This is a genomic window from Janthinobacterium sp. BCJ23 (assembly GCF_059617945.1).
The window spans coordinates 292,814-319,261 of the sequence record NZ_JCAQAW010000006.1 but is presented as its reverse complement, the minus strand read 5'-3'; the positions used below and the strand labels follow the sequence as shown (position 1 = coordinate 319,261).

Annotated in this window: 21 protein-coding genes and 3 tRNA genes; 9 read left to right on the top strand and 15 right to left on the bottom strand. The window is 61.1% G+C overall.

The window, feature by feature from the left end:
- Window positions 1-155: 155 nt before the first annotated feature.
- From AC54AG_RS20150 to tig, 8 genes are all read right to left on the bottom strand, one after another.
- Window positions 156-2,081, bottom strand: coding sequence for a SurA N-terminal domain-containing protein (locus AC54AG_RS20150; protein WP_496631425.1), 1,926 nt, complete (start codon window positions 2,079-2,081; stop codon window positions 156-158).
- 410 nt (window positions 2,082-2,491) lie between these two features.
- A tRNA-Asp gene (locus AC54AG_RS20145) sits at window positions 2,492-2,568 on the bottom strand.
- A 17-nt stretch (window positions 2,569-2,585) separates the two neighbouring features.
- A tRNA-Asp gene (locus AC54AG_RS20140) sits at window positions 2,586-2,662 on the bottom strand.
- 125 nt (window positions 2,663-2,787) lie between these two features.
- Window positions 2,788-3,060, bottom strand: coding sequence for an HU family DNA-binding protein (locus AC54AG_RS20135; RefSeq protein ID WP_010398442.1), 273 nt, complete (start codon window positions 3,058-3,060; stop codon window positions 2,788-2,790).
- Window positions 3,061-3,264: 204 nt separating this feature from the next.
- Entirely contained in the window at window positions 3,265-5,676 is a 2,412-nt protein-coding gene (gene lon, locus AC54AG_RS20130) for an endopeptidase La (RefSeq protein WP_086138046.1), read from the bottom strand.
- A 276-nt stretch (window positions 5,677-5,952) separates the two neighbouring features.
- Window positions 5,953-7,221 carry an ATP-dependent Clp protease ATP-binding subunit ClpX gene (gene clpX / locus AC54AG_RS20125; protein ID WP_034751010.1) on the bottom strand — a complete coding sequence of 423 codons (1,269 nt, stop codon included), beginning with the start codon at window positions 7,219-7,221 and terminating at the stop codon, window positions 5,953-5,955.
- A gap of 200 nt (window positions 7,222-7,421) precedes the next feature.
- Window positions 7,422-8,039 (bottom strand): ATP-dependent Clp endopeptidase proteolytic subunit ClpP, encoded by a 618-nt coding sequence (clpP, locus tag AC54AG_RS20120; protein ID WP_374106865.1) that lies wholly within the window; start codon window positions 8,037-8,039, stop codon window positions 7,422-7,424.
- Window positions 8,040-8,124: 85 nt separating this feature from the next.
- The gene (gene tig, locus AC54AG_RS20115; protein WP_034751396.1) at window positions 8,125-9,465 is read right to left on the bottom strand and encodes a trigger factor; all 1,341 of its coding nucleotides are present in this window, start codon (window positions 9,463-9,465) and stop codon (window positions 8,125-8,127) included.
- Window positions 9,466-10,065: 600 nt separating this feature from the next.
- Here tig and AC54AG_RS20110 point away from each other — a divergent pair.
- Window positions 10,066-10,248 carry a hypothetical protein gene (locus AC54AG_RS20110; RefSeq protein ID WP_034751016.1) on the top strand — a complete coding sequence of 61 codons (183 nt, stop codon included), beginning with the start codon at window positions 10,066-10,068 and terminating at the stop codon, window positions 10,246-10,248.
- Entirely contained in the window at window positions 10,211-11,770 is a 1,560-nt protein-coding gene (locus tag AC54AG_RS20105) for a hypothetical protein (RefSeq protein ID WP_496631424.1), read from the top strand. The genes AC54AG_RS20110 and AC54AG_RS20105 overlap by 38 nt, the downstream gene beginning before the upstream one ends.
- Before the next feature lie 59 nt (window positions 11,771-11,829).
- Here AC54AG_RS20105 and AC54AG_RS20100 read toward each other — a convergent pair.
- The 3 genes from AC54AG_RS20100 to AC54AG_RS20090 all read right to left on the bottom strand — a co-directional run bounded on the left by AC54AG_RS20100 (window position 11,830) and on the right by AC54AG_RS20090 (window position 16,357).
- Window positions 11,830-11,912 (bottom strand) — tRNA-Leu (locus AC54AG_RS20100).
- Between the two features lie 186 nt (window positions 11,913-12,098).
- The gene (locus AC54AG_RS20095; RefSeq protein WP_070301861.1) at window positions 12,099-15,197 is read right to left on the bottom strand and encodes an efflux RND transporter permease subunit; all 3,099 of its coding nucleotides are present in this window, start codon (window positions 15,195-15,197) and stop codon (window positions 12,099-12,101) included.
- A complete protein-coding gene (locus AC54AG_RS20090; RefSeq protein ID WP_496631423.1) occupies window positions 15,194-16,357 on the bottom strand; it encodes an efflux RND transporter periplasmic adaptor subunit in 1,164 nt (387 codons plus the stop codon). Before AC54AG_RS20090 ends, AC54AG_RS20095 begins: the two co-directional genes overlap by 4 nt.
- Window positions 16,358-16,645: 288 nt before the next feature.
- Here AC54AG_RS20090 and hpnC point away from each other — a divergent pair, with 288 nt between their 5' ends.
- From hpnC to AC54AG_RS20060, 6 genes are all read left to right on the top strand, one after another.
- Entirely contained in the window at window positions 16,646-17,527 is an 882-nt protein-coding gene (hpnC, locus tag AC54AG_RS20085; protein WP_034751023.1) for a squalene synthase HpnC, read from the top strand.
- A 46-nt stretch (window positions 17,528-17,573) separates the two neighbouring features.
- Complete coding sequence (gene hpnD / locus AC54AG_RS20080; protein WP_139092815.1) at window positions 17,574-18,407, top strand: presqualene diphosphate synthase HpnD; 834 nt, start codon at window positions 17,574-17,576, stop codon at window positions 18,405-18,407.
- A complete protein-coding gene (gene hpnE / locus AC54AG_RS20075; protein WP_496631422.1) occupies window positions 18,400-19,773 on the top strand; it encodes a hydroxysqualene dehydroxylase HpnE in 1,374 nt (457 codons plus the stop codon). The genes hpnD and hpnE overlap by 8 nt, the downstream gene beginning before the upstream one ends.
- A 124-nt stretch (window positions 19,774-19,897) precedes the next feature.
- Window positions 19,898-20,053 (top strand): hypothetical protein, encoded by a 156-nt coding sequence (locus tag AC54AG_RS20070; RefSeq protein WP_161781480.1) that lies wholly within the window; start codon window positions 19,898-19,900, stop codon window positions 20,051-20,053.
- A gap of 28 nt (window positions 20,054-20,081) precedes the next feature.
- The gene (locus AC54AG_RS20065) at window positions 20,082-20,870 is read left to right on the top strand and encodes a DUF1700 domain-containing protein (protein ID WP_496631421.1); all 789 of its coding nucleotides are present in this window, start codon (window positions 20,082-20,084) and stop codon (window positions 20,868-20,870) included.
- A gap of 10 nt (window positions 20,871-20,880) precedes the next feature.
- Window positions 20,881-21,687, top strand: coding sequence for a head GIN domain-containing protein (locus tag AC54AG_RS20060; RefSeq protein WP_496631420.1), 807 nt, complete (start codon window positions 20,881-20,883; stop codon window positions 21,685-21,687).
- Here AC54AG_RS20060 and AC54AG_RS20055 read toward each other — a convergent pair.
- The gene (locus AC54AG_RS20055; RefSeq protein ID WP_496631419.1) at window positions 21,674-22,924 is read right to left on the bottom strand and encodes a TIGR03862 family flavoprotein; all 1,251 of its coding nucleotides are present in this window, start codon (window positions 22,922-22,924) and stop codon (window positions 21,674-21,676) included. The genes AC54AG_RS20060 and AC54AG_RS20055 overlap by 14 nt on opposite strands.
- Before the next feature lie 152 nt (window positions 22,925-23,076).
- Between AC54AG_RS20055 and AC54AG_RS20050 the strand changes: the two genes are divergently transcribed.
- Entirely contained in the window at window positions 23,077-23,310 is a 234-nt protein-coding gene (locus tag AC54AG_RS20050; RefSeq protein ID WP_034751041.1) for a hypothetical protein, read from the top strand.
- A gap of 41 nt (window positions 23,311-23,351) precedes the next feature.
- Here the strand turns inward: AC54AG_RS20050 and moaD are convergent, their stop codons facing one another.
- From moaD to thrC, 3 genes are read right to left on the bottom strand one after another with little or no spacing between them, the layout of a single operon-like run.
- The gene (gene moaD, locus AC54AG_RS20045) at window positions 23,352-23,606 is read right to left on the bottom strand and encodes a molybdopterin converting factor subunit 1 (protein ID WP_072453747.1); all 255 of its coding nucleotides are present in this window, start codon (window positions 23,604-23,606) and stop codon (window positions 23,352-23,354) included.
- A gap of 10 nt (window positions 23,607-23,616) precedes the next feature.
- A complete protein-coding gene (locus AC54AG_RS20040) occupies window positions 23,617-24,843 on the bottom strand; it encodes a molybdopterin molybdotransferase MoeA (RefSeq protein WP_496631418.1) in 1,227 nt (408 codons plus the stop codon).
- A complete protein-coding gene (gene thrC, locus AC54AG_RS20035) occupies window positions 24,843-26,324 on the bottom strand; it encodes a threonine synthase (protein ID WP_496631417.1) in 1,482 nt (493 codons plus the stop codon). Before thrC ends, AC54AG_RS20040 begins: the two co-directional genes overlap by 1 nt.
- Window positions 26,325-26,448: the final 124 nt, after the last annotated feature.

Here is a 26,448-nt window from a genome sequence, read left to right as displayed (position 1 = left end):
ATGCCCCAGTGGGGCATATCCCGATCGCGAAGCGACTGACCCCAGCTTTATGCTGACGATCCCGCTCGCGTCCATGGCACGCTCACTCCACAGACAAAATCCACAGACAAAAAAATAGCCGCTCAAGAGCGGCTATTTTTATGGGCTAAAACTGATTACGGCGCTTCCGGCGCTGCTGCAACCGGTGCGGTCACCGGCTTGACGATCTTCACCTTGGCCTTGGCTTTCAGGTACTCGACGTAATCGAACATTTCCTGTTGTGCCAGGATACCGCTGATCTGGTCTTTCTCTTGCTGGCGGCGCGCTGCGTCCACTTGTGCTGGCTGCTGCACCTTGGCGATGCGGTAGATGCCGTAGCCCAGGGCTGGCAGATCCACGCCCACATAGGCTGGCAGCTTGCTCGTGTCCGCTTTCATGACTTGCGCGATGGCGGCACGGTTGATGCCGTCCAGCTTGCTACGCGATACCCATTGTGCCGCGCCGAAACCGGTGGCGTCACCGGAAGCCTTCAAGGCGGCCAGCTTGGTCTCGCCCGCTTTCTTGGCCAGCTTTTCCGCTTCTTCCATGGTCACGCGCTGACGGATCATCGCTTCGACTTCGGCCAGCGGACGCTTCGAGGCAGGCTTGAATTCCACCACGCGGCCGGCGATCAGCACGTTAGGCGCGACGGTGACGGCTTCCGTGTTGCGCTTGTCTTTCAGCGAGTCGTTCGAGAAGATGGCGGTCAGGAACTTGGCGTTGTTGAACGGCGCCTTGCCCAGTGCTGGCGACGGCGTGCGCGACAGGTTGGCGACGGTTTCCACTTTCAGCTTCAGCTTGTCGGCCACCGGCTTCAGGCTGTCCGATTGCTCGTAGACCGTGTTGGTGAACGTTTCGGCCATTTCCGAGTATTTCTTGGCGGCAAATTGCTTGCGCAGGTCGGCCGTGATTTCGCCGCGCACTTCGTCCAGGGCACGGACGTGCTGTGGCTTGAGCGAGGTGACGGTCAGGATGTGGAAGCCGAAATCGGAAGCGACGACGTCGCTGATTTCGCCTTGCTTGAGTTTCGCGACAGCGCTCAGCAGCGGTGCCGGCAAACCATCCTTGCCAATCACGCCCAGGTCGCCGCCCTGCTCTGCGGACGCCGGGTCTTCCGACTTGGCTTTCGCCACGGCGGCAAAGCTGGCTGGCGCCTTGCGCACTTCCGCCAGGATGGCTTCTGCCTTGGCCTTGGCGGCAGCCTTGTCGGCGGCCGACGCGTCTTTCTTGACGGCTACGAGGATGTGGCTGGCCTGGCGCGCTTCTTCCGTCGTGTAGGCTTTCTGGTTCTTCGCGTAGTAGCCGGTCACGTCGGCGTCGGTGACGTCGACCTGCTCGCCAGCGGCGCTGTCATCCAACACGACGTACTCGACCTTGGCTTGTTCCGGGATTTCGAAGAACTTGCTGTTCTTGTCATAGAAAGCCTTGATCATGGCGTCCGTCACTTTGACTTCCGACACGTACTGGGCGATCGGCAGCAGCAGTTCCTGCACTTCACGCTCTTCCGAGGTAATGTCGGACAGGCGCTTGGAGACGGTGCTCGGCGCGAAGGCGGTGCCTTGCACGGCGCCAGCCAGTTGCTGCAGGGCCAGGTCGCTGCGGCGGCGCGCATCGTACATCTGCGGCGTCATGCCTTGGGCGGCCAGCATGGCCTTATAGCGTTCCAGGTCGAATTTACCGTCCGGCAAGGTCAAGCCTGGGATTTCCAGCACTTCCTTTTGCAGCACGGCATCGCTGATGACCAGGTGGCTACGGCCCACTTCGGCAGCCACGGCACGCTCGGCGATCAGGTTGTCGAGGATGCTCTGGCGCGCTTCCGGCGTGTCGAACATTTTCTGGTCGAACTGCTCGCCCATCATCTGGCGGTAGCGGTCGATCTGCTGGCGTTGCGCTTCTTCATATTGCTGCTGCGTAACGACCTGGTCGCCGACCTTGGCGATGGTGTTCGCGCCATCGCCGAAGCTTTGGTAGCCGCTGATACCGACCAGTGCAAAAGACGGGACGATGACCAGCATCAGGAGAAACTGCATCAAGCGTCGATGGGTACGAATAAATTCAAACATGGTCAGCCAATTCGGGATGAGTGGATCACTATAAAAAAAGGCGAACATGCGTTCGCCTTGATTTCTTCGGCGGAATGGACGGGACAGATGTCCACTTCCCCTTTAGATTCAACAACTTGGCGCTGGAACTAAAGCAGGATTCTGACGCCCAAGCCATTATCTCCTGATTCTACAATGCCCATAGCGCTATAGCAAGAGTAAATCAGGGCGCGCGCCCCGCCCTGGTGCCGCCTGAACGGCAAGGCGCGGGGCTTGAGCATTTAACACGGCGCAGCTTAAAGCGGATTTAAACGCGGGCGTTTTTATTCAAAACGGCAGGACGGGATTTTAAAAGCAGGTGCGCCGAGATAATCTGGCGCCGGAAAAGAAAAACCCGCGCTACTTATTCAGCAGCGCGGGCTTCTATATTCTGGCGGAGCGGACGGGACTCGAACCCGCGACCCCCGACGTGACAGGCCGGTATTCTAACCAACTGAACTACCACTCCTTAAGAGCGTATTTTTTTGGCGGAGCGGACGGGACTCGAACCCGCGACCTCCGACGTGACAGGCCGGCATTCTAACCAACTGAACTACCACTCCGAAAAATACACAGTACTACTTGCATTTGTATTCAGGGTTGCGATTCGTAGAACTTCAACCCTGAAATCGCGGCACCCGGAGGCGCCGCCAAATGTTTCCGGTGATTGTCACCTCACCGAAGTCCGTTAGTTTACTGCATCCTTCAAAGCTTTACCAGCTTTAAATTTTGGAACTTTTGCAGCTTCGATCGTGATCGCTTCTTTGGTACGCGGATTGCGGCCGGTACGCTCAGCGCGTTCGCTGACCGAGAAAGTGCCAAAACCAACCAGCGTCACGCTGTCGTTGTTTTTCAAAGTTTCCGTCACGCCGCCGATAACAGCGTCGAGTGCGCGCGCAGCGGCGGCTTTGGAAATGTCAGCTTTTTCAGCAATGTGGTCGATCAATTCAGTCTTGTTCACTAGCATCCCCAATTACAAAGGTATAAAACGTTTACCGTATCGTTGCGGCACTTTTGGCACCACAGCTGTCCGGCGAAAAAAATGTGCAGGCGTATTAAACAAGCCACACTGTATATGTGTCAAGCGCTTTGGGGGCGCAATTCACGTTTCAATATAAAACAAGCGCTCTAAAAGCGCTTGTTTGGGGAAAACAGGGGTAAAACGTTAGTGTTTTACTACCTCGCCGGCCGCGTCAGGCTTGGCCGCGGCGGCCGTGACAGCCTCCACCGCAGCGACATCCGCCAACGCTTCAGGCATGCGTTCGAGGGCGATTTCCAGCACTTTGTCGATCCAGCGCACCGGTACGATCTCGAGCTTGTTCTTGACGTTGTCCGGAATGTCGGCCAGGTCTTTCACGTTCTGCTCGGGAATCAGGACCGTCTTGATGCCGCCGCGATGGGCCGCCAGCAGCTTTTCTTTCAGGCCGCCGATCGGCAACACTTCGCCGCGCAAGGTGATCTCGCCCGTCATCGCCACGTCGGCGCGCACAGGGATGCCCGTGAAGACCGACACCATCGCCACCGTCATGGCCGCGCCAGCCGAAGGACCGTCCTTCGGTGTCGCGCCTTCCGGCACGTGGATGTGGATATCGCTCTTCTCGAACACGTCGGCCTTGATGCCCAGGCGCTGTGCCCGGCTGCGCACCACCGTGCGGGCTGCCTCGATCGACTCTTTCATGACGTCGCCCAGGGTGCCCGTGCGGATCACGCCGCCCTTGCCCGGCATCGACACGGCTTCGATGGTCAGCAGATCGCCGCCCACTTCCGTCCATGCGAGACCGACCACCTGGCCCACCTGGTTTTCTTTCTCTGCGACACCGAAATCATAGCGGCGCACACCGAGGAACTTGTCCAGGTTCTTCGAGTTGACGATGACTTTCTTGTCGGATTTCTTCAGCAGCAGCATCTTGACCACCTTGCGGCAGATCTTCGACACTTCACGCTCAAGCGAACGCACACCGGCTTCCCGCGTGTAGTAGCGGATGATGTCGCGCAAGGCCGACTCCGCCACCGAGATTTCCTCTTCCTTCAAGCCATTGTTCTTGATCTGCTTCGGCAGCAGATAACGCTGCGCGATGCTGGTCTTTTCGTCTTCCGTGTAACCGGACAGACGGATCACTTCCATGCGGTCAAGCAAGGCTGGCGGAATGTTGTACGAGTTCGACGTGGCCACGAACATCACGTCGGACAAGTCGAAATCGACTTCGATGTAATGGTCGGAGAACGTGTGGTTCTGTTCCGGATCGAGCACTTCCAGCAGGGCCGACGATGGATCGCCACGGAAATCGGCACCCATCTTGTCGACTTCATCGAGCAGGAACAAAGGATTGCGCACGCCGACTTTCGACAGCGATTGCAGGATCTTGCCCGGCATCGAGCCGATGTAGGTGCGGCGGTGGCCGCGGATCTCGGCTTCGTCGCGCACGCCGCCCAGGGCCATGCGCACGAACTTGCGGTTCGTCGCGCGGGCGATGGACTGGCCCAGCGAGGTTTTACCGACGCCAGGAGGACCGACGAAGCACAGGATCGGGGCTTTGAGCTTGTCGACGCGCTGTTGCACCGCGAGGTATTCCAGGATGCGTTCCTTGACCTTGTCGAGGCCGTAGTGGTCGCCTTCGAGCACTTTTTCCGCATTCGACAGATCGTTATTGACCTTGGATTTCTTTTTCCAAGGCAAGTTGACGAGGGTGTCGATGTAGTTGCGCACGACGGTGGCTTCGGCCGACATCGGCGACATCAGCTTGAGTTTTTTCAGCTCGTTGGTGGCCTTGTCGAGCGCTTCCTTCGGCATTTTGGCCGAAGCGACTTTTTTCTCCAGTTCGTCGAGGTCGGCGCCATCTTCGCCCTCGCCCAGTTCTTTCTGGATCGCCTTGACTTGCTCGTTCAGGTAGTACTCGCGCTGCGACTTTTCCATCTGGCGCTTCACGCGGCCGCGGATACGCTTTTCCACTTGCAGGATGTCGAGCTCGCCTTCGAGCTGGCCCAGCAGGTGCTCGAGGCGCTTGGCCACGCTGAAAATTTCCAGGATGACTTGTTTTTGCTCAAGTTTCAGCGGCAAATGCGCGGCCACCGTGTCGGCCAGGCGGCCGGCATCGTCGATGCCCGACAACGATGCCAGGATTTCCGGCGGGATCTTTTTGTTCAGTTTGACGTACTGGTCGAACTGCTGCACGATCGCGCGGCGCATGGCTTCGACTTCCGACTCGTCGCCCGGCTCGGACTCGAGCGGCGTCAGGTCGGCGATGAAGTGCGTCGGCGCATCGCTGATATGGTTGATACGGGCACGCTGCGCGCCTTCGACCAGCACCTTGACCGTGCCATCGGGCAGCTTCAGCATTTGCAGAATATTGGCGACGCAGCCAATTTCATAGATATCCGAAGGAGAAGGCTCGTCCTTCGCGGCTGCTTTTTGAGCGGCAAGCATGATGCTCTTGCCCTGCTCCATCGCAGCTTCCAGCGCCTTGATCGACTTTGGACGGCCAACGAACAGCGGTATCACCATATGCGGGAAAACGACGACATCCCGCAACGGCAATAACGGCAGTTGAGTTTGCTCAGTTAATTTGGAAGTTGTCATGGCGTACCTTATAGAAAGCGTGTTTACGATGTTGGCGCTCGCTGCCAAAACACAAGACCGGCGAGAATAAATAATTCTGTGAAACAAACATTTTTCTGTCTATTTCGCAAAACACACCCGCATGACGGTAATAAATGCAGTTTTCACAGTAAAAAAGCCACGCGCAGCTAAGCGCCGCGAGTGGCTTTCCGATTGAAGCCTGCACTCATTGATTTAAATTGTACTGCCATGCATTAAGGAATCAAAACCCTTTTTATGCATTTGTCTCAGCAGTAATCAATTTTCTCCGGAGGCCTTGGCAGTCTCTTGATAAATCAACAAAGGTTTGGCGCCACTGGTGATGGTATTTTCGTCGATGACGACCTTCACCACATTTTGTTCGCTCGGCAGTTCGTACATGACGTCCAGCAAAGCATGTTCCAGGATGGAACGCAAGCCACGGGCACCGGTCTTGCGTGCCAGTGCTTTCTTGGCGATCGCATGCAGGGCGGCCGGACGAATCTCCAGTTCCGCGCCTTCCATGTCGAGCAGCTTCGAATACTGCTTGATCAGCGCATTCTTCGGCTCGACGAGGATCTGGATCAGCGCCTCTTCCGTCAATTCCGCCAGGGTGGCGATGACGGGCAGACGGCCGACCAGTTCCGGAATCAGGCCGAACTTGACCAGGTCTTCCGGTTCCGCTTGCAGCATCAGTTCGCTGGCCGAGCTTTGCGACTTGCTGCGCACCGTGGCCGAGAAGCCGATGCCGCTCTTTTCGGAGCGGTTGGCGATCACTTTCGACAGGCCGTCAAAGGCGCCACCGCAGATGAACATGATGTTGGTCGTGTCGATCTGCACGAAATCCTGGTTCGGATGCTTGCGGCCGCCTTGTGGCGGCACGGACGCCATCGTGCCTTCGATCAATTTCAACAGCGCCTGCTGCACGCCCTCGCCCGACACGTCGCGCGTGATGGACGGATTGTCGGACTTGCGCGAAATCTTGTCGATCTCATCGATGTAGACGATGCCGCGCTGGGCTTTCTCGACGTCATAGTTGCAGCTTTGCAGCAGCTTCTGGATGATGTTTTCCACGTCCTCACCCACATAACCGGCTTCGGTCAGGGTGGTGGCATCGGCGATCACGAACGGCACATTGAGCATGCGCGCCAGGGTCTGTGCCAGCAGGGTCTTGCCCGAGCCGGTAGGACCGACCAGCAAGATGTTGCTCTTGGCCAGTTCGATGTCGTCTTTCTTGCCCAGGTGCTTGAGGCGCTTGTAATGGTTGTACACCGCCACCGACAGGATGCGCTTGGCAGTCTGCTGGCCGATCACGTACTGATCGAGCAAGGCGGCAATTTCTTGCGGCGTCGGCAGGTCGGATTTGGTACCGGTCACCGTCTCGATGCTCGACGTTTCATCACGAATGATGTCGTTGCACAGGTCGATGCACTCGTCGCAAATGAATACGGACGGGCCGGCGATGAGTTTCTTCACCTCGTGCTGGCTTTTGCCGCAGAACGAGCAATACAGTAATTTTTCGCCGCTAGAGGATTTTTTGTCTGACATAAGGCATTTTGGTTGGAACTGCATTAACAATATTGCAAAATCGCAAGCCGGATGATGGTTGCCGCCCGCAAAGGCCGCTACCCATGGCGCAAGTCAACAACGTGCACAAGCTCCATGCTACCCGAAATAAAAGCGAAACGCCCGAACGTTTGATCGCCCGGGCGTTTACTTACGTACTTAGCAATACCGGTAGGGGCTCATCAAGCGCGGCTGGTCAACACTTTGTCGATCAAACCATACTCAACGGCCTCGTCGGCGGACATGAAACGGTCGCGGTCGGTGTCCTTGGCGATCTGTTCGATCGACTGGCCCGTGCGCTCGGCCATGATGCCGTTCAAGCGGGTGCGCAGGTAAAGGATTTCCTTCGCCTGGATCTCGATATCGGACGCCATGCCCTGCGAACCACCGGACGGCTGGTGAATCATGATGCGCGAGTTCGGCAGCGAGAAACGCTTGCCCTTGGCGCCAGCGGCCAGCAGGAAAGCGCCCATCGAAGCAGCCATGCCCGTGCACAGGGTCGAGACGTCCGGCTTGATGAACTGCATGGTGTCGTAGATGGCCATGCCGGCCGAGACCGAACCACCTGGCGAGTTGATGTAGAGCGAGATTTCCTTTTCCGGATTTTCGCTTTCCAGGAACAGCAGCTGGGCGACAACCAGGTTGGCCATCTGGTCATTGACCGGGCCGACCATGAAAATCAAGCGTTCCTTCAGCAGGCGCGAGTAAATATCATACGAGCGCTCGCCGCGACCGCTTTGTTCCACCACCATCGGCACCAGGCCGAGCATCTCTGTGTCCAGCGCCGGATTACGGTTCATACCTGTCATTTCATTTCCTTGTGAAGCAGTTAGGGGATACCGCCCTCGCCTTTCGGCAAGAGCCGGCATCCCAATACCAACTGGTTTACGCTTGTGCGTTGCTTCCCATCAGTTCGTCGAAAGCAACTGCTTTCGTCGTGACTTTCGACAGGCCCAACACGTAAGTGACGACGTTTTCTTCCAATACAAGGGCTTCGATCTCACCCAGACGACGACGATCGCTGTAGTAGTACTTCAGCACTTCGCGTGGATCCTCGTAGCTTTGAGCGAAATCTTCGATTTGCGCTTTGACTTGCTCAGGCGTTGCCTGCAGGTTGTTGTCGCCCACCAGTTGCGACAGGATCAGGCCCAGGCGTACGCGACGCTCGGCTTTTTCTGCGAACAGTTCTGCTGGGAAAGGCACGTCCTTGACGTTCATGCCACGCTGCGCCATGTCTTGACGGGTCATTTCGGCCAGGCGCTCGGAATCCTGAGCGATCAGCGTTTTTGGCACTTCCAGCTCAGCAACTTTGATCAGCGCGTCCATGACGGCTTCCTTGTTGCGTGCTTTCACGCGGCCAGCGACTTCGCGTTGCAGGTTGACTTTGATGTCTTCGCGCATTTTGGCCAGGTCGCCATCGGCAACGCCCAGGGACTTGGCGAATTCGGCATCGACTTCCGGCAGGTGCGCCCATTCCAGCTTTTGCAGGGTGATGGTGAACGATGCGGTTTTGCCGGCAACGTCCTTGCCATGGTAGTCCTCTGGGAACGACAATGGGAACGTCTTGGCTTCGCCAACTTTCAGGCCCAGGGTCGCTGCTTCGAATTCTGGCAGCATGCGGCCTTCGCCCAGCACGAAAGCGTAGCCTTCAGCTTTGCCGCCTGGGAATTCAACACCGTCGATCGAGCCGACGAAGTCGACGGTCACGCGGTCGCCGTTGGCAGCGACAGCTTCGCCGCCGTCGCCGTGTTCGCCAGCTTCGCCCTTGGTGTGGAAGTGCACGCGCTGCTTGCGCAGGATGTCGATGGTCTTGTCGATTTCGGCTTCCGACACGTCGGCTTGCACGGTTTCGATTTCAACGGCCGTCAGGTCGCCGATAGCGACTTCCGGATACACTTCGAACGTTGCGTCGAAAGCCAGCTGGCCTTCGGCTGCTTCTTCTTTCGGCACGATGTTCGGGAAACCGGCCACGCGCAGATTGTTTTCGTTGGCGGCGTCGTTGAACGCGCGGCCGACTTTGTCATTCAGCACTTCCGATTCAATTTGGTAGCCGTATTGTGCTGCGACCATTTTCAACGGCACTTTGCCCGGACGGAAGCCCGGTGCCTTAGCCGTACGGGCTTGCACTTTCAGGCGCTTCTCAACTTCCGTGCGGACGTCCGTCAGCGGGAAGGAGATCGTGATACGACGTTCGAGTTTGCCCAAGGTTTCGACTGCAGTTGCCATGTAAAAAATCGTCCAAAAAATAAACACTGTTGGTGCGAGAAAAGAAGACCCGACCCCTTGCGCCATCACTGGCGGCAAGACATGGGTCCAGCTTCACTCGCTCGCATATTCATCTGTAAAAGTACTGAAAACAGGACGATGGACCTGGTCTACCCGGCTGAGGGAAAACCCGCACCAGGCACCAAACAATCCGCCGCTTCCAGTACTGCGACAGGGCTCCGAGCGTCCAGCCATGCGTCTAAGTATATGCAGGGCCGGCCATCATTCGGTAAAGCGTGGCATTATAACAAAGGACTTCGGGAAAGTGGCTGGCTTTGCAGCCCGGCCACAGAGGATACCAGCGGCGGCGAACGAATCGCCACAGCCTGGGGGTGCCCTGTCTTTACTCTTGCCCCGGCATTCTTTATTTCGCCAGAGACAGGCTTTCCAGCCTGCTTCGTTCATTAGTATATGCGAACTGGCGCCCCGTCCGAAACAAAGAAATGCGCTCACAGCGAAGATTTCGGGCAAAAAACCTTTGATTTACCTCAATTTGGCCATTTTTCAGGCAAACCTAAGTCGCGCGCGCCCTCTCCAAGTGAATTTAATGGAGAAAACATCATGAGCGACAGCACATCCGGCAGTTCCAGCAACGCCAAAGCCAAGCTGCAAATGGTCCTCAGCCGCCTGCTCGACGGCGTATCCGATGACGACCTGCAAAAAATCCAGACGGAAGTCGATGAAATGGAATTGCGCATGCGCGGCGATGGCCACCACGACCACGACCACCCCACCGTCGCCTGATCCGACAGTGGCTGCGCTTACCGTGCGCGCCGCGCCACCGGATGCGGACGTGCTGGCCGCCGTGGAAACGGCGCTGGCAACCCACCGCGCCTTTGGCGACAGCGGCTATATCCGCGACCAGCTGGCCATCGCCTACCGGCGGCGCCTGCATAAGCTGGGCAGCACCCTGCCCGAGGCCGCGCGGCTGGCCAGCCTGCTTGAGGGGGCGCCACCGGCGCGCCAGCGCCAGCTGCTGGGCGACACGGTGCTGCGCTGCGCCGTCCAGCACGCCATGCGCCAGTTGCATCTCGGTGACGAGTACGGCTTGCCGTTGCCGCAGTGCGCGGCATTGTTTCAGGCGGCCAGCGCACATCTGGACGCGGGCCTGCCCGGCGGCCCGCTGACGGCGCACTTGCCCGACATGGCGCGCCTGTACGGCGAGCGCCCACCGCAGGACAACGGCACTTACCTATGGCATGCCTGGCAGGAAGGTACGCCGTATGCGCGCGCCTTCCTTGACGTGATGGACGATAACTACGGCGCGCCACTGGCCACGCCCACGCCGCAGGAACGGGCCTTGCTGCGCCGCGGGCTAGGCTTGCTGGAAACCTTGCTGCCTCGCCTGACGGCCAGCGCGCTTTCTCACGTCCAATTGGTCGCCCTGTTTCCCAAGCTGGGCACGTGGCGCGGCAAGGCGTCCAGCTCGCAATTCCGCGTCAATGGCAGCGTGTTCCTGAACCAGGAACTGATCGGCAATCCCTGGTGGCTGGCCGAGCACTTGCTGCACGAGTCGCTGCACCAGAAACTGTACGACTTCCGCCACGGCCACAGCCTGCTGGCGCCCGACTATGCGCGCGAGGATGGTGCCAAGGTCTGCTCGCTATGGAATGCGCCCGATGATGAGGGCAATCACTATTGGGATGCCCACCGCACCCTGGCCGCCTTTCATGTGTATGTCCACCTGGCCTTGCTGTGCCTGCTGGCCGAGCAACAGGAGGCGGCGCTGTCGCCCCAGTACGGCCCCATCGGCCAGCACATGAGCGGCAGCCGGCGCGCCATCGACCGCGCCCGCTACCTGGGCGAACAGTTGCAAAGCACGACCTGGCCGGAACTGGGGCTGGCCGGGCGGCAGATGACGCACTGGCTGCTCGATGTGCTCGACGCCCTCGACACGCAACGGCGGCCAGGCGGCGCCACCGTGCATTTGCTGCTCGACCTGTACGAGCGCCAGAGCCGCAAGCTCGACACTTATCTGGCGCGGCAGCCGCCACCGCGCAGCGACACGCTGGCCGCGCAGGCGCAGCAAGAGCTGGCGATGACGCGCGAGGCGCTGCACCTGCTGGACAAAGAATTGCCGCCCTCAACGCAGGCGCACGAGCACAACTGGCCGCAGGCACGGCAGCGCGTCTTGCAGGCGCTGTGGCCGCTGACTGAAGATGATCATTTAATGGAAAGTAACGGCTACCCGCAGGCGCAGGCACTGATTGCGCAGATGGTGCAACAGTCGAGCCGGAAACTGGGCGCGATGGGCGCACTTGCTTAATTGACTGCTTTGGAGAAAATCTTGATGGTGCTGCACGTCCGGGCTGGCACAACCCGGATTGGTGCGGATGGGGAGACTCGAACTCCCAAGCCGAAGCACTGGCTTCTAAGACCAGCGTGTCTACCAATTCCACCACATCCGCATTTTGTACTACTGTGTGCTACTTGCTACAAACTGCTTCCCTGATTTTAACAACTCGGGAGCGATCTGGCTACCGTGGACTTATAGAGCAAGCCCGGAGCAAGCGCTCGGTAAAGCAAAGGCGGCATTCTACTGGATTTCCCAGAGGAATGCCGCCTTTTTTATGCCAGCGCCCTGGCGCTGGCGCCTAGCCTTCTTTTGCGCTCACCGGCTCTGGCCTCTTGACCCGGAACCAGGCCGCATACAGGGCCGGCAGGAACAGTAAAGTCAAGGCCGTCGCCAGGATCAGGCCGCCCATGATGGCCACGGCCATTGGCCCCCAGAACACGGAGCGCGACAGCGGGATCATGGCCAGCGCCGCGGCGGCGGCCGTCAGCACGATGGGGCGGCAGCGGCGCACGGCCGAATCGATGATGGCGTCCCACGGGGCGGAGCCATCCTTGATGTCTTGCTCGATCTGGTCGACGAGGATCACCGAGTTGCGGATGATCATGCCGAACAGCGCGATGATGCCCAGATTGGCCACGAAACCAAGTGGCCGGCCCAGCGCCAGCAAGGCAAAGGCGGCGCCCGCCACACCCAGCGGCCCCGTCAGGAAGACCAGCAGGGAACGCGAGAAACTGTGCAGCTGCAACATCAGCAAGGTGAAGATGATGAAGATGGCCAGCGGCAGGTTCGCCGAGATCGACGCTTCCGCCTCGCCGCTGTCGGCCGCCACGCCTTTCACCACGATGCGGTAGCCGGACGGCAACTTGGCGCGCAAGGCGTCCAGCTGCGGCGCCAGCTGCGTCGACACGGTCGCGCCCTGGATGCCATCGATCACGTCCGACTGCACGGTGATGGCCCATGCGCGCTTGTCGCGCCAGACGACACCCGGCTCCCACACGAAATGCGCACGGGCCAGCTGCGAAATGGGCACGGACTTGCCCGTCGCCGTCGGGATATTCGTGTCATTCAACACGGAAATCGTCGCCCGCTCTTCCAGAGGCTGGCGCACCTGGATGTCGATCAGCTTGTTGTCCTCGCGGAACTGGCCGATGACGGTGCCCGACAGGATCGTATTGGCCGCCTGCATCACCGTTTTCGAGGTGACGCCCAGCGCGCGCATCTTGTCCTGGTCCAGGTCCAGGCGCAGCACTTTCACCGATTCATTCCAGTTGTCATTGACGCCCAAGGTGTTCGGATTGGCGCGCATGATGTCCTTGACCTGGTCGGCGATGGCCCGCACACCCGCCACTTCCGGCCCCATGACGCGAAATTGCACGGGATACGGCACCGGCGGCCCATTCGGCAACAGCTTGACCCGGCCCCGCACTTCCGGGAAGTCCTTCTTGAAGACGTCGACGATTTGCTGGCGCAAGCGTTCACGGTCGGCCAGGCTCTTCGGCAAGACCACCACTTGCGACACATTGGTCTGCGGGAATATCTGGTCCAGCGGCAAATAGAAGCGGGGGCTGCCCGTACCGACATAGCTGGTCACGCTTTCCACGCCGTCGAGCTTGCCCACGAACGCTTCGAATTTCTTCACCTGCTTTTCATTCGCGGCAAACGTCGTGCCTTCGGGCGACCACAGTTCCACCATCAGTTCGGGACGGCTGGAATCGGGGAAGAATTGCTTTTCGATAAAGTTAAAGCCGTAAATCCCGAGCGCAAAGATGGCCAGCGTGGCGGCAATCGTCGTCTTGCGCCATTCCACGCACCAGGTGACGGCACGGCGGAAGCGGCGGAAGTTTGGCGTATCGAACAATTCATGGTCGTTATGCGCGTGCGGTTTGACTTTCAGCAAGATGTAGCCGATGTACGGCGTAAACACCACGGCCACCACCCACGAAATGATCAGGGCCAGCGCATTGACGGAGAACAAGGAAAACGTGTATTCGCCGGCGGCCGACTTGGCCAGGCCGATGGGCAAGAAGCCCGCCACCGTGATCAGCGTGCCCGTCAGCATGGGCATGGCCGTCGACGTGTAGGCGAACGTGGCCGCGTCGAAACGCGACATGCCCTCCTCCATCTTGCGCACCATCATCTCGACGGCGATGATGGCGTCGTCGACCAGCAAGCCCAGCGCGATGATCAGGGCGCCCAGCGAAATCTTGTGCAAGTCGATGTCGAGCAGGCGCATGAACAGGAAGGTGACGGCCAGCACCAGCGGGATGGTCAGCGCCACCACCAGGCCCGGCCGCACGTCGATGCGCAGCGGCTTCGTATGCAAGCCCAGCGCAACGAAGCTGACGGCCAGCACGATCAGAATGGCTTCGATCAGGGTATGCACGAATTCGCCCACGGAGGCGGACACGGCTTCCGGCTGGTTCGACACGCGCTGCAATTCTATGCCGACAGGCAATTCGCTCTTCATGCGCGTGACCGTTGCCTGCAAGGCCTTGCCCATGTCGATGATGTTGCCGCCCTTTTCCATCGATACGCCCAGGCCGATCACTTCCTTGCCATTGAAACGCATCTTGTCCTTCGGCGGATCGACGAATTCGCGTTTCACCGTGGCAAAGTCGCCGAGGCGGAAGGTGGTACCGTTGGCGCGCAGTTCCAGGTTTTCCAGATCCTTGACGGTCACCATGGCGCCCGTCACGCGTACTTGCAGATTATCGGTCGGCGTCACCAGCACGCCCGTGGCGTTGATGCTGTTTTGCGCGGACAGTTGCTGCACGATGGCGTCGAAAGGAATGCCCAGCTGGGCAAATTTCTTGTGCGAGAAGATGATATTGATCTTTTCATCCTGCACGCCGAACAGTTCCACCTTCGATACCTGCCCCACGGCCAGCAGCTCCTGGCGCACCTTGTCCGCGTAATCCTTCATTTCCGCGTAGGTAAAACCGTCGCCGGACAGGGCGAAGATGGAGCCGTACGTGTCGCCGAACTCGTCATTGAAGAACGGGCCCACGACGCCGGACGGCAAGGTGCCCTGGATGTCGCCGATCTTCTTGCGCACCTGGTACCAGGCGGCCGCCGTTTCCTTGGGCGGCGCCGATTCGCGCAACTCCAGCAAAATCAGGGTTTCGCCCGGCTTCGAATAACTGGTGATCTCGTCGATGTACGGCGTTTCCTGCAGTTTCTTTTCCAGCTTGTCCGTCACCTGCTCGGCCATCTGCAAGGCGGTGGCGCCGGGCCAGTACGCTTGCAAGACCATGGCGCGGAAGGTGAACGGCGGATCTTCATCCTGGCCCAGGCTGGCATAGCTGAGCATGCCGCCAATCAGCAGCACGGCCATCAGGTAGCGCGTCAGCGGGATGTGTTCGAGCGCCCAGCGCGACAGATTGAAGCCGCCCTTCATTTGGCCGCACCCACGGTGACGGCGGCAGCGGCGGCAGCCGGCTTGCTGGCCACGTCGGCGCCGAGGATGGTCACTTTCTGGCCCGGCTTGAGCAGGTTGACGCCGGCCGTGACCACCGTCTGGCCCGGTTTCACGCCCGACGCCAGCAGCAACTCATTACCGGCCACGCCGCCCACCGTCACGGGCACGAGCTTTACGGCGCCGTTTTCCACCACCCACACGGAACTTTGCGACTTTTCATTGAACAGGGCCGTCAACGGTACCTTGATCTGCGGCGTGGCCGTCTGCGAGGCGAACTGCACCACGGCCGTCATGCCCAGGCGCACTTGCGGCGCGTCCGGAATGCTGACCTTGGCGATATAGGTGCGCGTGGCAGCATCGGCCACGGGCGACACTTCCCGGATCTTGCCCGGCAGCGCCTGCTTCGGATCGGCCCACAGGCGCACGACCACATCCTTGACGCCGCGCAAGGTTTCCACTTTGTCTTCCGGAATGCCGATCACGACTTCCTTCTCGCCGCTCCTGGCCACTTGCACGACGGGCGCGCCGGGCGCCACCACCTGCCCCACTTCGGCCTCGATGCGCGTGACGACGCCATCGACGTCGGCCAGCAGGCTGGCATAGCCGGACTGGTTGGCCTGGCCACGGTACAGTGCCTGGGCCGCTTCCACGTTCGCCTGGGCCGCCTTGTAGGTGGCATCCTTGCCATCGAGCACAGCCTGGCTGACGAAATTTTTCTCGCGCAAATCCTGGTAGCGTTTCAATTCCGCGCGCGCCAAGTCGCGGCTCGTTTCCACGCTGACCAGCGAAGCCTTGGCCTGCGCCTGCGACAGCTGCAAGTCGACGGGATCGAGCTGCATCAGCACTTGCCCCTTCTTGACGCTGGCGCCCACGTCGACCTTGCGCGCGACGATCTTGCCGCCCACGCGGAAACCCAGCTGCGACACGACGCGGGGCACGACCTCGCCCGACAGCTCGGCACTGACGTCAACATTACTGCTCGACAACACGATCGCGCGCACGGGGCGCACGTCTTCCACTTTGACGGCAGGCTTGGAACAGGCCGCCAGAGTCAGCGCGAGGGCCGCGGCGGCAGTCAGCCGCAGGGCAGGAAGTGCGGATGCGCCGGTCTCGCGGCACAGGGTTTTCAGGGCAAACAAGGTATTTTCCTTTACTATGCGGGCTGCAATATTTTTATGCGGAGAAACTTTTTGCCTGCCCTTTGGGCCAAGACAAACTTTTTCGCACGCGATATCCTTAAATTTGTGACAATATCAGTTTGGTCGTGACGGGGAGTATTCTTCGCCTACTGACTTTCTGGTTATTAATTATAATCGTGCGTAAAAGTTTTTAGTGACTTTTGCGTCATTAATCTTGAGACGTACAACGTCCGGCCACACTCGAGCATTTGTGGTGCCGGACAAACGCAAGACTAGAGAAGTGTGTTCATGCCTGTAGACCATTACGAAAATTTTCCTGTTGCATCATTTTTACTGCCGCGCCGCCTGGTGCCCGCCGTCGAAGCCATCTATGCCTTCGCCCGCAGCGCCGACGACCTGGCCGATGAAGGCGACGCCACGCCGGCCGAACGCCTCGTGGCCCTGCACGCCTATGAAGAGGCGCTGGGCCGCATCGACCGCCACGAAGGCCACGCCGGCGAGAACGCCGCCATGTTCGAACGCCTGGCCGCCGTCATTGCCAAACACCAGTTGCCGCTGAAGCCGTTTTACGATCTGTTGTCCGCCTTCAAGCAGGATGTGGAAACGACGCGCTACGCGAGCTACGACGACCTGCTCGATTACTGCGCCCGCTCCGCCAACCCCGTGGGGCTGCTGATGCTGCACCTGTACGGTGCGGCCGATGAACAGAATGTACGCGATTCCGATGCCATATGTTCAGCTTTGCAACTAATTAATTTCTTGCAAGACGTCGCCATCGACCAGCAAAAAGAGCGCATCTACCTGCCGATGGAAGACTTGAGCCGCTTTGCCGTCTCCGCCGCCGCCTTCGAGCGGCCCGAGGCGCACGGCAAGTGGAGCGCCCTGATGCGCTTCGAAGTGACCCGCGCGCGCGCGCTGATGCTGTCCGGCGCGCCGCTGGCCCTGCGTTTGCGCGGGCGCATCGGCTGGGAACTGCGCCTGGTGGTGCAAGGGGGCTTGCGCATTCTCGAGTGCATCGAAGCCGTCAATTACGACGTGTTCCGGCGCCGTCCCAAGCTGGAGAAACGCGACTGGCTGATCATTTTCTGGCGCGCCCTGCGCATGTCGCGCAAAAGCCTGCATCAAGAGACACAAGTAAAAACGGCTTTTCCCCCGTCGCCCACTCTGTAAGACGATAGAATAGCGGCTTCGATCTGCAACCCTTGCTCTTTTGACTATGTCTCCCGACGAATACTGCCAACAAAAGGCCGCCCAGAGCGGCTCCAGCTTCTACTACAGCTTCCTGTTCCTGCCGGCCGAGCGCCGCAAGGCCATCACGGCCCTGTACGCGTTCTGCCGCGAAGTCGACGATACGGTCGACGAATGCACGGACGAAGCCGTGGCACGCACCAAGCTGGTCTGGTGGCGCAAGGAAGTCAAGGCCATGTACGAGGGCAACCCCACGCATCCCGTGATGCGCGCGCTGCAGCCGCACCTGGACATCTATAAACTGGAAGAAAAACATTTGCAGGCCATCATTGACGGCATGGAAATGGACTTGAACCAGACCCGCTACCTCGATTACCAGGCCATGAGCCGCTATTGCTGGCATGTGGCCAGCGTGGTCGGTATCTTGTCGGCCAGCATCTTCGGTGCGACCCGCCCGGAAACCCTGCTGTACGCGGAAAAGCTCGGCCATGCTTTCCAGCTGACCAACATCATCCGCGACGTGGGCGAAGATGCGCGCAAGGGGCGCATCTATTTGCCGATCAGCGAATTGCAGCAATTCAATGTGACGGCGGCCGACCTGCTGAATGCGCGCCATAGCGAAAACTTTGAAAACCTCATGCGTTTCCAGGTGGCGCGCGCGCAAAAGGCCTACGACGAGGCATTTGCGCTCTTGCCTGCCGAGGACCGCCGCGCCCAGCGCCCGGGGCTGATCATGGCCGCCATCTACCGTACCCTGCTCAATGAAGTCGAGCGCGACGGCTACCACGTGCTGAAACAGCGCATTTCGCTCACGCCGATCCGCAAACTGTGGCTGGCCTGGAAAACCTGGGTTCGTGGCTGACAAGGCCGTGAAGCAACGCTACGCCGTCATCGGCGCCGGCTGGGCCGGCTGCGCGGCGGCCATGGAGCTGGCGCGCGCCGGTCATTCGGTGACCGTGTTCGAGGCGGCGCGCACCCTGGGCGGACGCGCGCGCCGCGTCGAGCGAGAAAATACGCTACTCGACAACGGCCAGCACATCCTGCTGGGCGCGTACACGGAAACCTTGCGCCTGATCAAGCTGGCGGGGCAAGACCCTGCTGCACTGATCCTCACCTTGCCCCTGCAGATGCGCTATCCGGCGGACTCGGGCGGCATGGATTTCATCGCGCCGCGCCTGCCCGCGCCGCTGCACCTGGCGTGGGCCCTGCTGCGTGCCAAAGGTTTATTGCGTGCCGACAAGCTGGCCCTGATGCGTTTTTCCACGGCCATGCGCTGGATGGGCTGGCAGCTATATAACGATTGCACGGTCAGCGAGTTGCTGCAGCGCTTCGACCAGACGGAGCGCCTGAACCGGCTGATGTGGCATCCCTTATGCCTGGCCGCACTCAACACGCCGCCCGAGCGCGCCTCGGCCCGCGTCTTCATCAACGTGCTGCGCGACAGCCTGGGCGCATCGCGCCGCCGCGCATCCGACATGCTGATCCCGAAAGCGGATTTGAGTACCCTGTTGCCCGACGCGGCCGCCCGCTATGTGGAACGGCATGGCGGTGTAGTCCGCACGGGCGCCAAGGTCGACGCCTTGCAGGCGCTGGCCGATGGTTGCTGGCAGCTTGATGAGACCGGCACCTACGACGGCGTCATCATCGCCACCTCGTCCGTGCAGGCGGCCAGCCTGCTGCAGGGCTTGCAGGACGCCCGCCTCGACGAGGCTATTGGCCGCATGCAAGCTTTCACGCCGGAAGCCATCAGCACCTGCTACCTGCAATACGACGCCTCGGTGCGCCTGGACTTGCCGTTCTACGCCCTCGTCGATACGCCGGGGCAACAGCACTGGGGCCAGTTCGTCTTTGACCGGGGCCAGCTCGACAGCAAGCAGGCTGGCTTGCTGGCCGTCGTCGTCAGCGCGTCAAGCGCTGCCGCCGAGCAAGGCCATGGCCCGCTGGCGCAAGCGATCGCGGCGCAGCTGGCGCAGGTGCTGCAGCGCCCGGAACTGGCGCAACCTGCCTGGACCCAGCTGATCACGGAAAAGCGCGCCACGTTTGCCTGCACGCCGGACCTGGCCCGCCCAGGCAACGCCAGCGGCGTGCCGGGCTTGCTGCTGGCCGGCGACTACACGGCCAATGATGACCGGACGCAAGATTATCCGGCCACTATCGAGGCGGCCGTGCGCAGCGGCATGGCGGCGGCCAGAATGCTGACCACGGGCAAGGCGGCAAAACTGCCTTGACGGTGCATCCTGCCCTGGTGTCGCTCGCCCCCGCGAAATTGCAGTCTGTCGCACCGCGCTGGTGCGCTCGCGTGCGCTTGGGTACAGTCTGATCATCGACAACGTCCATGCCACAGGGAATACCATGCACACCACCTTGCACTTGAAAAACAGCTTGAAAGCCGTGGCGCTGCTCGCTTGTGTGGCGCTGGCCACCTTGATCGTCGTCAGCGTACAGCAGGCATCCCATGCGCCATTGCTGCTGAGCCAGGCAAGCATGCTGCTGCCGGCCATGGGCTGAAGCGGCAAAGCGGACTGACAGGAAGAATATGATGAACAAGCAAGATTATCTCGACGCACTGCGGCGCGCGCTGGAAGGCTTGCCACCGGATCTGGTGGCCAAGACCCTCGATTATTACGAACAGACCTTTATCGAAGGCGCCGCGGCCGGCCGCAGCGAGCGGGAAATCGCCGACGACCTGGGCGACCCGAAAAAAATCGCCCTCACCTTGCGCAGCAGCACCCACCGCCAGGCTTTCGAGCAAAAGAAAACGCCCGTCAACCTGCTGCGCCTGCTCGTCTCGCTCGTGGGCCTGGCCATCTTCAACCTGTTCATGGTCGTGCCTGCCGCCGTGTACGCGGCCCTGCTGGCCGCCCTGTATGCCGCCGGCCTGAGCTTTTACTTGGCCGGCATCGCTATCACGGCCAGCGGCTTGTCCGGCGCCAACGAACTGGTGCTCGACGGCCCGCTGCGCCACGTCTTCATCCATGACGATGACGGCGGCGAAGGCGGCGAACGGCGCGAAACGCGCATCACCATCGGCGACGCGGGTATCGAAGTCGATCACCTGCCCGGCCCCGTCAAAGCCGAGTCCGAGCCCGAGGCGCCGGGCGCTTCCTCGCGCGTGATTGAGCGGGCCGAAGCGCTGGCCGGTGGCGGCATCCGCATCTCCACCGACATGGACCGCGATGCGCGCACCACGCAAACCGTCTTCGGCGTGGGCATGCTGCTCGGCGGCATCGCCATCTTCCTGCTCAGTCTGGTGGTCACGCGCTATACCTTGATCGGTATCAAACGCTATGTCGCCATGAATGTTTCTCTGCTCAAAGGTCACTAGAAAGGCTGCCATGAAACGCTTGCTCAAAGTTGGCCTGTCCATGCTCTTGCTGGCCATGGTCCTGATCGCCATGTCGTATGCGGCGCTGCGCGCCAAGGGCATCAGCAATCCCAGCAGCGCCGCCGGCCGCGCCGTGCGCAGCGAAACGCGCCCGGTTGCCGCCAATATCAACAGCATCGACCTGGCCGGTCCCATCGACCTGGTGCTGCGCCGCGGCGCCACGCCATCGCTGAAAGTGAGCGGCGAGCAGCGTTTGCTGTCGAACGTCGACACGACGGCCGATGGCACGACCCTGCATATCGGCCCGAAAGGCATGCTGTTCCACCATCGCCAGCCGCTGCAGGTGGAACTGGTGCTGCCAGCCCTCGTGCGCGTGGAAGTACACGGCAATGGCGACAGCAAGATCACGGGATTTTCCGGCGACAGTTTTATCCTGGAATTGACGGGGTCGGGCGACGTCAGCTTCACGGGACGCTACAAGCAGGTGCAAGCGACGGTCAACGGCAGTGGCGACCTCGACATCAACGCTGGCAACAGCGACAGCGTGGTGCTGGAAATGGTGGGCTCCGGGCGCATCGCCGCCAGCGGCAACACGAAATTCCTCCGTGCCGACCTGAGCGGATCAGGCGATATCGATGCCGAGCACCTGGCCGCAGACAAGGCCAGCGTCAGCCTGCAAGGCTCGGGCACGAGCACCGTCTTCGTGCGCGACGCCGCCAACCTGACCCTGCGCGGCAGCGGCGACATTCACGTCCACGGCAACCCGCGCCAGCGCGAGACTCAGAAGAGCGGCTCAGGCGATATCACTTGGCATTGACCTTCTCTTCCAGCCAGCTGACGGCCTGCTCGCCGGCCGCCTTGCCTTGCGCCAGGCAGGCCGTCAGCAGGTAGCCGCCCGTCGGCGCTTCCCAGTCCAGCATTTCCCCCGCCACGAAGACGCCCGGCATGGCGCGCAGCATGCTGCCGTCGATGCCGTCGAACACCACGCCGCCGGCGCTGCTGATGGCTTCATCGATGGGACGCGGGCGTACGAGTGTCACGGGCAGCAGCTTGATGGCGGCAGCCAGCTTCGCTTCGTCGGCAAAGTCGGCCGCGCTCAGGCATTCGCGCAGCAAGCCCGATTTCACGCCCTTGATGCCCAGGCGGCTATTCAGGTGGCTGGACATGGAACGGGCGCCACGGGGGCGCGTCACTTCCTCGAACACGCGTTCATGGCTGTGGTCGGGCGCCAGGTCGAGCCAGATGGTGGCGCTGCCGTCGCGTGCGATCTGCTCGCGCAGCGCGGCCGACAGCGCATAAATCAGGCTGCCTTCCACGCCCCCCGCCGTGATGACGAACTGCCCCTGGCGCTTGATCCGCAAGCCGTCGATGTCATGCGCCGTGATGGCCACGGTCGTCAGCGGTTCGCCCGCATGGCGGCTGCTGAAATGCGCGCTCCAGTCCACGTCGAAGCCGCAATTGGCCGGCGCCAGCGCTTCCACGGCCACGCCCTGCCCTTGCAGCAGCGGCACCCAGGCGCCATCGGAACCGAGCCGCGCCCAGCTGCCGCCACCGAGTGCCAGGATCACGGCATCGAAGAAGTGCAGGCGTTCGCCGTCCGGCGTGGCAAACGCCAGTTGCCCGTCGCGCCAGCCCGTCCAGCGGTGGCGCATGTGAAATAGCACGCCCGCTTCACGCAGGCGGTGCAGCCAGGCGCGCAGCAGGGGCGCCGCCTTCATGTCCGTCGGGAAGACGCGGTTCGAGGAACCGACAAAGGTTTCCACGCCCAGGCTGTGCACCCAGTCACGCACCTTTTGCGGGCCGAACTGGTCCAGCGCAGGCTTCACCCGGTGCGCCTGCCTGCCGTAGCGCGAGACGAAGGGCTGGTAGCCTTCCGCATGCGTGATGTTCATGCCGCCGCGCCCCGCCAGCAGGAACTTGCGGCCGACGGACGGCATGGCGTCAAACAGTTCCACCTTGGCGCCCAGGCCGGACGCCGCCTGGGCGGCCATCAGGCCGGCGGGGCCGCCGCCGATGACGGCGATGTGAAACGGAGGGGAACTGGAGTTGGTCATGGCAAGCTGGAAGACGGTGAAAACCCCGGCATTTTAGTCGAGATAAGGCCGGTGGATGGCAAGAATGCCGAAAAATGATGCATACTGCGCGGACATGCCGCAACGATCGGCTTTGACTTCACGAGACAACGAGACGACAAGAGGAGAAACACATGGGCGCAGGATTCTGGATTTCCCGCTATTTGCTGGCCAGTTCGATTTTATTCATCATCCTGACGGTAGTCGAGTACAGCAAGGGCACGCCCAGCCAGGCCGATATCCTCAGCGCGCTGGCCTGGTCGCTGGTGGCCTCGGCCATCTTCATAGGCTCGAAATACTGGCGCTACCGGAAAGCCGTCGCCTGCGCCACGTGCAGCGGGGACAAACCAAAAACCAAGTCGCGATAAAAAATGGCCGCATCAGCGGCCATTTTCTTGAGTCAGTATTCTTAACCGCCCGTCACGGGCGGGAAAAACGCCACCTCGTCGCCGTCACCGATCACGGTGTCGGCATCGCACATCACCTGGTTGTGGGCCATGCGCAGCGCGCGGCCCTGCGCCAGCGCATACTCCCAGTTGCCGCCGCGGGCGATCAGCAGCGCTCTCACCGCGCCCACCGTCAGCGGCTCGGCTACTTCCAGCACTTCATGACCGGTGCCCACCAGCTCGCGCACGCTGGCAAAAAATCTCAGATTGATCTTCATCGATGCTTCCTCAGTACAGCAATTCGTTAAACGGGATAAAACGCAGCATGTCGCCGCGCGCAATCGACAGTCCCGGCGGGCAATCGATCAAGCCGTCGCCCCACACGGTGGACGTCAGCACGCCCGAACTCTGGTTGGCGAACAGTTCCAGCTCGCCCTCGTCATTGATTTTGGCGCGCAAGAACTCGTTGCGCTTGTCCGCCTTCAGGCGTTCGAACGCGGCCGGCAGCTTGTAGCTGCGCGGCGCCAGGTTCCCCGCCACGCCTTGCAGGCGCAAAATAAACGGGCGCACGAACAGCAAAAACGTGACAAAGCTCGACACGGGATTACCGGGCAAGCCGACAAAGAACGCCTCCCGCACTTCGCCAAACGCCAGCGGCTTGCCCGGCTTGACGGCGATCTGCCACATGTTCAAGCGCCCTTCCGCTTCCACGGCCGGCTTGATATGGTCTTCCTCGCCCACGGACACGCCGCCCGAGGTGATGATCAGATCATTGCCCTGGGCCGCCTGGCGCAGCACGGCCTTGGTCGCTTCCAGACTGTCGGGCACAATGCCCAGGTCCGTGATCTCGCAGCCCAGGTTTTCCAGCAAGCCGCGCAAGGTAAAACGGTTCGAGTTGTAGACGGCACCAGGCGCCAGGGGTTCGCCGGGCATGGCCAGCTCGTCGCCGGTGAAAAATACGGCCACGCGCAGTTTGCGCAGCACGGGCAGCTGCGCCAAGCCCACCGAGGCGGCCAGGCCCATTTCCTGGCTGCGCAAGCGCCGGCCGGCGCCGAGGATGTCGCCGCCGGCGCGGATATCCTCGCCCTGGCGGCGTACCCATTCGCCCGCTGCCGGCACGTGGTTGACCGTCACCACGCCATCCGCCACCGTGCACTGCTCCTGCATGACGACGCAGTCGGCGCCGTCCGGAATCAGGGCGCCCGTGAAGATGCGCGCCGCCGTCCCCGGTTGCAAGGGCTGGCCCACGTGGCCGGCCGCGATGCGCTGCGACACGGGCAAGCTGGCCGCGCCGCTGGCGCAGTCACTGGCGCGCACGGCGTAGCCATCCATCTGCGTGTTGTCGCGCTCGGGCACGTTCAGGGTCGACGTTTGCGCGGCCGCCAGCACGCGGCCGTTGGCGCGCATGGTGTCTACCAGCTCCACGTCGGCCACCGGGCGCGCCGCGCCCAGCATGAAGGCTTGCGCCTCGGCCACCGACAGCATCGGTTTGCGTACAGTGCTGGCGTCTGTCATCACAAGCCCGTATTGGCGGCGATATACGCCTTCATTTTCTCGACATCGGCATCCATCACGACGAACTTTTGCGGCAAGTCTTCGATGTTCTCGAAGCCGGCTGGCCGTTCCGCGTCCACGCCCAGCGCTTCGAGGATGGTTTCGTTGAACTTGGCCGCCAGCGCCGTTTCCAGCACGATCATCGGCACGTTCGGTTCCAGGTGCTCGCGCGCCACCTTGATGCCGTCGGCCGTGTGCGTGTCGATGGTGATGCCGTAGTCGTCGGCCACGTCGCGGATGGTGTCGAGGCGGTCCTGGTGCGTGGACTTGCCCGACTTGAAGCCATATTTGGCCACGAGCTTGAATTCGTCGCCATCGCTGCCAGGCTTGCCGGACAAGTCGAAGCCGCCATGCGTTTCCACTTTCGTAAACAGGGCACGCACGCGGTCGCTGTCGCGGCCCACGAGGTCGTAGACGAAGCGCTCGAAGTTCGACGCTTTCGAGATATCCATCGACGGGCTGCTCGTGTGGTACGTTTCGGCCGACTTGCGCACGCGGTACACGCCTGTGCGGAAGAATTCGTCGAGCACGTCGTTTTCATTCGTCGCCGCCACCAGTTTCGAGATCGGCAAGCCCATCATGCGGGCGATATGGCCGGCGCAGATATTGCCAAAGTTGCCCGACGGCACCGTGAACGACACTTTTTGCTCGTTGCTGGTGGTGGCCGCCAGGTAGCCGCGGAAGTAGTAGACGACCTGCGCCACGACTCGCGCCCAGTTGATGGAGTTGACGGTGCCGATCTTCTGCTTGGCCTTGAACGGCAAGTCGTTCGACACGGCTTTCACCATATCCTGGCAATCGTCGAACACGCCTTCGACGGCGATGTTGACAATATTCGGGTCTTGCAGGCTGAACATCTGCGCCGTCTGGAAGGCGCTCATTTTCTTGTGCGGCGACAGCATGAAGACGCGGATGCCCTTCTTGCCGCGCATCGCGTATTCGGCCGCGCTGCCCGTGTCGCCCGACGTGGCGCCGAAGATATTGAGTTCGGCGCCCGTCTTGGCCAGGGTGTATTCAAACAGATTGCCCAGCAGCTGCATGGCCATGTCCTTGAAGGCCAGGGTCGGGCCATTCGACAGCGCCTGCAGCATCAAGGTGGTCTGGCCGCCCTTGACGGCATTTTCTTCGAGCACGCGCAGCGGCGTGATGTCGGCCGCGTTTTCGCCGGCGCGGGCGTTCTTGTAGACTGCCTTGGTATAGGTTTTCGCCGTCAGTGCCTTCAGGTCCGCGGCCGGGATATCGGTGGCGAACTTCTTCAGGATTTCGTAGGCCAGGTCGGCATACGACAATGTGCGCCAGGCGTTGAGCTCGGCACCAGTGACTTGCGGGTAGTGTTCTGGGAGATACAGTCCGCCATCGGGGGCCAGGCCGCCCAGGAGGATGTCGGAGAATTGCTGCTGATTCGATGGCGCTTTATCAGCGCGGGTAGACACGTAGTGCATAAATTTGAAGAGTCCAGTTGAGCTGAGTGCGGTTGATCATGAATGGCAGCGGATATTATAGTGCCAGCCGCCGTCCAAGGCGAATCGCGTGGCGCCCGCCTGATCAAGATGTGACAATTGGAGC

Bases quoted from the DNA above. Each gene is read 5' to 3' on its own strand.
- AC54AG_RS20150 (WP_496631425.1), bottom strand. From the start codon at position 2,081: ATGTTTGAATTTATTCGTACCCATCGACGCTTGATGCAGTTTCTCCTG.
- lon (WP_086138046.1), bottom strand. From the start codon at position 5,676: ATGACAACTTCCAAATTAACTGAGCAAACTCAACTGCCGTTATTGCCG.
- clpX (WP_034751010.1), bottom strand. From the start codon at position 7,221: ATGTCAGACAAAAAATCCTCTAGCGGCGAAAAATTACTGTATTGCTCG.
- clpP (WP_374106865.1), bottom strand. From the start codon at position 8,039: ATGAACCGTAATCCGGCGCTGGACACAGAGATGCTCGGCCTGGTGCCG.
- tig (WP_034751396.1), bottom strand. From the start codon at position 9,465: ATGGCAACTGCAGTCGAAACCTTGGGCAAACTCGAACGTCGTATCACG.
- AC54AG_RS20110 (WP_034751016.1), top strand. From the start codon at position 10,066: ATGAGCGACAGCACATCCGGCAGTTCCAGCAACGCCAAAGCCAAGCTG.
- AC54AG_RS20105 (WP_496631424.1), top strand. From the start codon at position 10,211: ATGGCCACCACGACCACGACCACCCCACCGTCGCCTGATCCGACAGTG.
- AC54AG_RS20095 (WP_070301861.1), bottom strand. From the start codon at position 15,197: ATGAAGGGCGGCTTCAATCTGTCGCGCTGGGCGCTCGAACACATCCCG.
- hpnC (WP_034751023.1), top strand. From the start codon at position 16,646: ATGCCTGTAGACCATTACGAAAATTTTCCTGTTGCATCATTTTTACTG.
- hpnD (WP_139092815.1), top strand. From the start codon at position 17,574: ATGTCTCCCGACGAATACTGCCAACAAAAGGCCGCCCAGAGCGGCTCC.
- AC54AG_RS20070 (WP_161781480.1), top strand. From the start codon at position 19,898: ATGCACACCACCTTGCACTTGAAAAACAGCTTGAAAGCCGTGGCGCTG.
- AC54AG_RS20065 (WP_496631421.1), top strand. From the start codon at position 20,082: ATGATGAACAAGCAAGATTATCTCGACGCACTGCGGCGCGCGCTGGAA.
- AC54AG_RS20060 (WP_496631420.1), top strand. From the start codon at position 20,881: ATGAAACGCTTGCTCAAAGTTGGCCTGTCCATGCTCTTGCTGGCCATG.
- AC54AG_RS20055 (WP_496631419.1), bottom strand. From the start codon at position 22,924: ATGACCAACTCCAGTTCCCCTCCGTTTCACATCGCCGTCATCGGCGGC.
- AC54AG_RS20050 (WP_034751041.1), top strand. From the start codon at position 23,077: ATGGGCGCAGGATTCTGGATTTCCCGCTATTTGCTGGCCAGTTCGATT.
- moaD (WP_072453747.1), bottom strand. From the start codon at position 23,606: ATGAAGATCAATCTGAGATTTTTTGCCAGCGTGCGCGAGCTGGTGGGC.
- AC54AG_RS20040 (WP_496631418.1), bottom strand. From the start codon at position 24,843: ATGACAGACGCCAGCACTGTACGCAAACCGATGCTGTCGGTGGCCGAG.
- thrC (WP_496631417.1), bottom strand. From the start codon at position 26,324: ATGCACTACGTGTCTACCCGCGCTGATAAAGCGCCATCGAATCAGCAG.